The sequence below is a fragment of the Aquiflexum sp. genome, from assembly GCF_041751335.1.
In the GTDB taxonomy this organism is placed as follows: domain Bacteria; phylum Bacteroidota; class Bacteroidia; order Cytophagales; family Cyclobacteriaceae; genus Aquiflexum.
The window spans coordinates 1-5,919 of record NZ_JBGSXS010000128.1 but is presented as its reverse complement, the minus strand read 5'-3'; the positions used below and the strand labels follow the sequence as shown (position 1 = coordinate 5,919).

Sequence of the window (5,919 nt, the reverse complement as noted above, 5' to 3'; positions counted from 1 at the left end):
CATATCCTGAAGATTGCCTTTTTGAAAACAGATATCGCAGTTGCCACAATTTCCCTCATGGCTTTCGCCAAAATAGTTGAGGAGATATTTTCTTCTGCAAATCCTGCTTTGACAAAAATCTTTCATTTTGTCCAGCTTCCGCTGCATGATTTCAGAAAACTCATGGTTTTCCGATTGCTCCAGCATTCTGCCCAAAGTAATGGCGTCTCCTGTACTGAAAAATAGCAGGGCATCACTTGGAAGCCCATCCCTACCTGCCCTTCCGGTTTCCTGATAGTAACCCTCAATATTCTGTGGCATATTCATGTGGACCACATAGCGCACATTGGATTTGTCTATACCCATGCCAAATGCAATGGTGGCCACCATGATTTTGACTTCGTCTTTGATGAAAAATTCCTGGTTTTTTTCCCGCTCTTCTCTCGATAATCCCGCATGGTATGGAAGGGCGGAAAGACCTGCTTCCTGTAATTTGAGCGCAGTTACCTCTACATTTTTCCGGGAAAGACAGTAGATAATTCCTGAATCCTTTTGATGAAAATCCAAAAATTCCAACAATTTTTCCATGGCCTGCCTTTTGGCAGTAACCCGGTAGGTAATATTGCTTCTGTCAAAAGAAGAAACAAACCATTTTGGAGACTTGAAAAAAAGCTTTTCGGCAATATCCTGACGGGTGAGTTTATCCGCCGTAGCCGTGAGGGCAATGAAAGGAATGTCAGAAAGTTCTTTTCTTAAATCGCCCACTTTGAGATACTCCGGACGGAAATCATGCCCCCATTGTGAAATACAATGTGCTTCATCCACTGCAATAAGTGAAAGGTTGATGGACTTCAGAAAATCGACCAAAGGATAAGCACCCCTAAAAAGCCGTTCGGGTGCAATGTACAGCAGCTTGATTTTTCCGGCTTGTATCTCTGAAGAAATATGTCTTTGTTCACTTATTCCCTGAGAAGAATTGAGAAATGCAGCAGGGATACCGTTGCTGTTCAATGCATCCACCTGATCTTTCATCAGGGAAATCAAAGGAGAAATTACCACCGTCAAACCATCTAGGACCATAGCCGGTACCTGATAGCATACCGACTTCCCTCCGCCTGTTGGCATGAGTACTATCGTATCATTTTTGTCTAGGACAGATTTGATGATAGCTTTTTGGTTACCTCTAAAATCACTATATCCAAAATATTGTTGAAGGACTTCGTTGGCTGAAAGAGTGGCGGTAGACGACATAAAGTAAGGGATTTAATGCTACAAAAGTTGACAGAACTAATTTACGAAAACAGACTTTTGTAAAAAAAATCAAGAAGGAAATTAAACGGTTAATTTTCTTTTCACGGTTTTTCGCTATAAACTCTGACATATTCCACTTCCATCCTTTGGGGCCATATATCAGGATCAACACCTTTGGCTCCACCCCAATCTCCACCTATGGCAATATTCAAAATCAGGTAAAAGGGATGGTCAAAAGGCCATTCTTCAAAATTGTTCCCTGTATTCTCAAAAGTATGGTACTGTTCTCCATCTAAATAAAAATCAATTCTGTCTTCCAACCAATCAATGGCGTAGACATGAAATTCATCAGAACAGGTCGGAACTTGAATCTGTGCACCTTTTTGAGTGCCTTTTCTATGGTTGAATGCATCGGTATGAACCGTCCCATGGATTACTCCTTGGTCATATCCGACATGTTCCATAATGTCAATCTCCCCACTTTTGGGCCATCTCCCATATTTGCTTTCTTCGGGCATCATCCAAATAGCCGGCCAGGTTCCAATACCTTTTGGAAGCTTGGCTTTGATTTCAATAAAGCCATATTGCCAAGAGGCATTGCCTTTGGTATGCAATTTTGCAGAGGAATATCCTTTTGAGTAGCTGCTGTCCTGATGGGCTTCAATGATCAACCGGCCATTTTCAACCCTGGCATTCTCAGTTTTTTCTTCAGTATAGAATTGCAACTCATTGTTGCCCCAGCCATGGTCTCCGACATCATAAGTCCATTTATCGGGGTCAGGAAGACCGGTATATTCAAATTCATCCGCCCAGATCAAGTTTTCGCTGGAATTAACCTGACAACTTAGCAGGAAACAAATGGTAATTATAGGTAATATTATAATTTTCATAAAATAAATGTTAAATAGTCTAATTGGAACGGTATTTGTTTTATATATCCTAAATTATATTTTAAACTATAAACCAATTTTGTTATGTCAATGGAACTGAAATTAAAAGGAAACTGGAACGAGATGAAAGGTAAATTAAAGGAAAAATATGGAGAACTCACAGATGACGATCTGGCCTATGCCGAAGGGCAGGAAGATCAGTTGCTTGGTAAGCTTCAGAAAAAAACCGGAGCAGCCAAAGAAGAGTTAAGTCAAATGCTCTTCGAAAAAGAGGAAGCGTAAAAATAATAGAAAGCGGCAAGAGCCGCTTTTTTTATTATTTTTGCATGGTTATCTTCCTTATTGACTGAATAGAGGTTAAACTAGTCTATTGGCTGGTTAAATATAGATTTAAGCCATCTTCGGTCTTCCGACTTCCGTCTCGAAAAGCAAAGGGAATTAGGTGACTGGCTTCAATACGGAAAATCATATTTTGCTTATATAAGAATTAACCCAAATATCCATGGCATATTATTGCAGACTCGGAAGCATCCCTCCTAAAAGACACACGCAGTTTAGGCAGCCTGACGGAAGCCTGTACAAAGAAGAACTGGTAAGTTCTAAAGGTTTTTCTGGAATCTATTCCAACTTATATCATATCCATAATCCGAACAATGTCAAATCTATAGGTGACTCTGTTTCCTATTCATGGGAACCGGCCAAAGGCTATGGTTTGAAACAAACCCATTTGAAGACAGCAGGGGTGGGAACTACAGGGAAAGATTACCTCAATGCCAGAAAAATGCTCATGATGAACAGTGATGTCATGATGGGTATCTGTTCTCCCGAGGAAAGAAAAATGGATTACTATTTCAAAAATGCAGACGGGGATGAACTGATTTATGTGCACGATGGAGAAGGAGTGATGTATTCCCAATTTGGAAAACTGGAAGTAAGACAGGGAGATTACATAGTTATACCCAGGACCACCATCTACAGATTTGAATGGAAGGAAGAGGGGCCGTTGAGGTTATTGGTGATAGAGTCCAAAGGTCCGATAGAGACAGTGAAGAGATACAGAAATGAAGTTGGGCAGCTTTTGGAGCATTCTCCTTATTGCGAAAGGGACATCCGGCCACCGGGAGAATTGAAAGTAGAGGCTGAAAAGGGAGATTATCTTGTCCAGATCAAAAAAGGAGGAATGTTACATCCTTACACTTATGGCCATTCACCACTGGATATCGTAGGTTGGGACGGTTACCTGTATCCCTATGCATTATCGATCCATGATTTTGAGCCTATTACAGGACGTATCCATCAGCCGCCACCGGTACATCAGACTTTTCAGGCCTGGGGATTTGTGATCTGTTCATTTGTGCCGAGGTTATTTGATTATCATCCTTTGGCCATTCCTGCACCCTACAATCACAGCAATATAGATTCAGATGAGGTGCTGTATTATGCCGAAGGGGAGTTTATGAGCAGAAAAGGGATTGATAGGGGTTCATTTACAATGCACGTAGGAGGATTACCGCACGGGCCACATCCGGGAACAGTAGAAAAATCCATTGGGGCAAAATCCACAGAGGAACTTGCAGTGATGTTGGATACTTTCAAGCCTTTGTCAGTAACAACTCAGGGACTGGATTTTGTGGATCCAGCTTATCCCAAGTCCTGGACGGAATAAATATATAGTATCAGAATTTGCCGTTATTAGGTTCATTCAGATATTTATCGATATTGGATATTAGGGGATATTGGTTAGAAACGAACATTTATTTGAATAGCAACCCTATTGGAAGGATAGCTTAAAGCCAAAATAAAAAAATTAGCCACAAGATTAGGGTCATTCATACCTTGAAACTTTTGGCTTGAAGTTTATATTAAAAAAATTGGAAAAAGCGATAGATTTTTCTAATCAATATCAATGAATATCAAATATCTTCCAATATCTGATCGGTAAGAATTTAACATAAGATTCAGAGATCAATATTATAGTTGGGAAAAATTTTAATGAACATCCACAATCTCCAAAATAGGCTGCCCCGTGGCACCATTGGGAAGTCGGATATTCAAGAGCATGGAAAGGGTAGGGGCAATGTCGGTCACCGTTACATATCGGGAACTTTGTCCAGGCTTGATGCCCCAGCCCATAAATACAATCGGCACATGGGTGTCATAAGTATAACCTGTGCCATGGGTGGTTCCTCTATAAGAATTGCTCAACCAGGCAGGCTCCAAAATCAGGAGCAGATCACCAGAAGCCTTGTGGTTATAGCCCATTTGTAAAAGATGTTTTCTACCTGTCACATAATCCATTCGGCGCATATCCGTTGCGGTATACACCTCTTTAATCCCTTCAAATCTAGATGAAAGCAAAAATTCCGCAAGGTCTCTTTGAATCTTTTCCGAATTTAAACCTTTTTCTTTTATCAGGTTTTGGTTTAGATAAACCTGCTCATTCGACAAACTGGAAATCCAATTTCCTTCACCATAATTGACGACACAAAAACCCCTGAGTTGGGTCAAAACAAATCGTGTGTTAAAATTCCCTGCGGGGACATTTTCGCTTTGCATATATTCCACAATATCGGCCACAGCATGGTCGGCAGTTACAAAAACTAGGTATTCATCTTTGCCATATTCCTTGTCCAGGTAATTGAAGAATTTTTCAAAGTCCCGGTCCAATCTCAGGTAACTGTCTTCCAGTTCAACAGAGGTCGGTCCAAACCGGTGACCGATATAATCAGGGGAAGAAAAACTGACTGCCAAAAGATCTGTGTCTTTTCCTTTCCCCAATTTTTCCCCTTCAATAGCCGCATAAGCCATATCCATGGTCAATGAATTGCCAAAAGGAGTGGAGGATATCAATCCAAAATTATCATTGTTTTCCCTTAAAGTAGGCAAGTCATAAGGGAAGACCGTTTTTTCCATCCCGATAAAAGGACCTTCGAATTCATTGTCATCCACAATACTCTGAACATAAGATTCTACCGGAAAAAGGGTCTCCCACTTTTGGGATAGGTACTTCTCAGCCAGTTTCTTTTCATTGAAAGATTTCACCCAATACGGTAAAGAATCATAATAATATGTGGAAGTCATGAAATCACCTGTATTGCTGTCAAACCAATACGCGTCTCCTGTATGCCCGGCAGGAAGGGATGCCCCACGGTCTTTGATGGCAATGGCTACCGTCCTTGATCTTTTGTTGGTAGAAAATCTCAATTCATCAGAAATGGTGGTGCTCAGCATATTTCTTGGGGAGATTTTGCCATTTGATGCAGAACCCCCAACAGCATTGACGGTACTGTCTTCTGCACAATAAATCATTTTGTCCAAATCCCTGACATACCAATTGTTGGAAATGATTCCGTGGGTGGAAGGTGTTGCACCTGTATAAACCGATGCATGACCGGGTCCGGTAAAAGTTGGGATATAGTTGTAATGTCCGTTTTTCATGACAAAACCCTGATCCAAAAGCCTCTTAAATCCACCCTCCGTATATCGGTCTTGGAATTTGTAAAAATACTCCTGTCTCATCTGATCGATGACGATGCCTACAACGAGTTTTGGTTTTTTTGGTGCGTCAGTTTTTACACTTTGCGAAAAGGAAGTGGTAACCATCGCGGTCGCCAACAGAATCATGATCAATCTTTTCATTATGTCTTTGTACTGTTTGGAATGGGTAAATATAGGGATTCATCTTTGGATGCCTTGTTAACATTCTGTTAAATGACCAATCCAATATAGGGAAAAGGATTAAAAATTGATGATTGGCAATTGAGTTTTGAAAACTGATTGTATATTTCAATTTCAAACA

At 40.6% G+C, this 5,919-nt stretch carries 5 protein-coding genes; 2 read left to right on the top strand and 3 right to left on the bottom strand.

The genetic code is table 11. The features are described 5' to 3' along the window. Both ACEW8U_RS06950 and ACEW8U_RS06945 read right to left on the bottom strand, forming a co-directional pair. A partial coding sequence (locus tag ACEW8U_RS06950) for an ATP-dependent DNA helicase RecQ (protein WP_373521315.1) occupies positions 1 to 1,230 on the bottom strand: 1,230 nt, incomplete at its 3' end. A gap of 101 nt (positions 1,231 to 1,331) precedes the next feature. Beyond that, entirely contained in the window at positions 1,332 to 2,120 is a 789-nt protein-coding gene (locus tag ACEW8U_RS06945; RefSeq protein ID WP_373521314.1) for a family 16 glycosylhydrolase, read from the bottom strand. An 84-nt stretch (positions 2,121 to 2,204) separates the two neighbouring features. On the opposite strand from ACEW8U_RS06945, the gene ACEW8U_RS06940 reads away from it, so the two are divergent. Further along, complete coding sequence (locus ACEW8U_RS06940; protein ID WP_373521313.1) at positions 2,205 to 2,402, top strand: CsbD family protein; 198 nt, start codon at positions 2,205 to 2,207, stop codon at positions 2,400 to 2,402. Positions 2,403 to 2,622: 220 nt separating this feature from the next. Next, on the top strand, positions 2,623 to 3,786 hold the full coding sequence (locus ACEW8U_RS06935) for a homogentisate 1,2-dioxygenase (RefSeq protein WP_373521312.1): 1,164 nt from the start codon (positions 2,623 to 2,625) through the stop codon (positions 3,784 to 3,786). A gap of 323 nt (positions 3,787 to 4,109) precedes the next feature. Here ACEW8U_RS06935 and pafA read toward each other — a convergent pair whose 3' ends face one another. Continuing rightward, on the bottom strand, positions 4,110 to 5,759 hold the full coding sequence (pafA, locus tag ACEW8U_RS06930) for an alkaline phosphatase PafA (protein ID WP_373521311.1): 1,650 nt from the start codon (positions 5,757 to 5,759) through the stop codon (positions 4,110 to 4,112). Between the last annotated feature and the right edge of the window lie 160 nt (positions 5,760 to 5,919).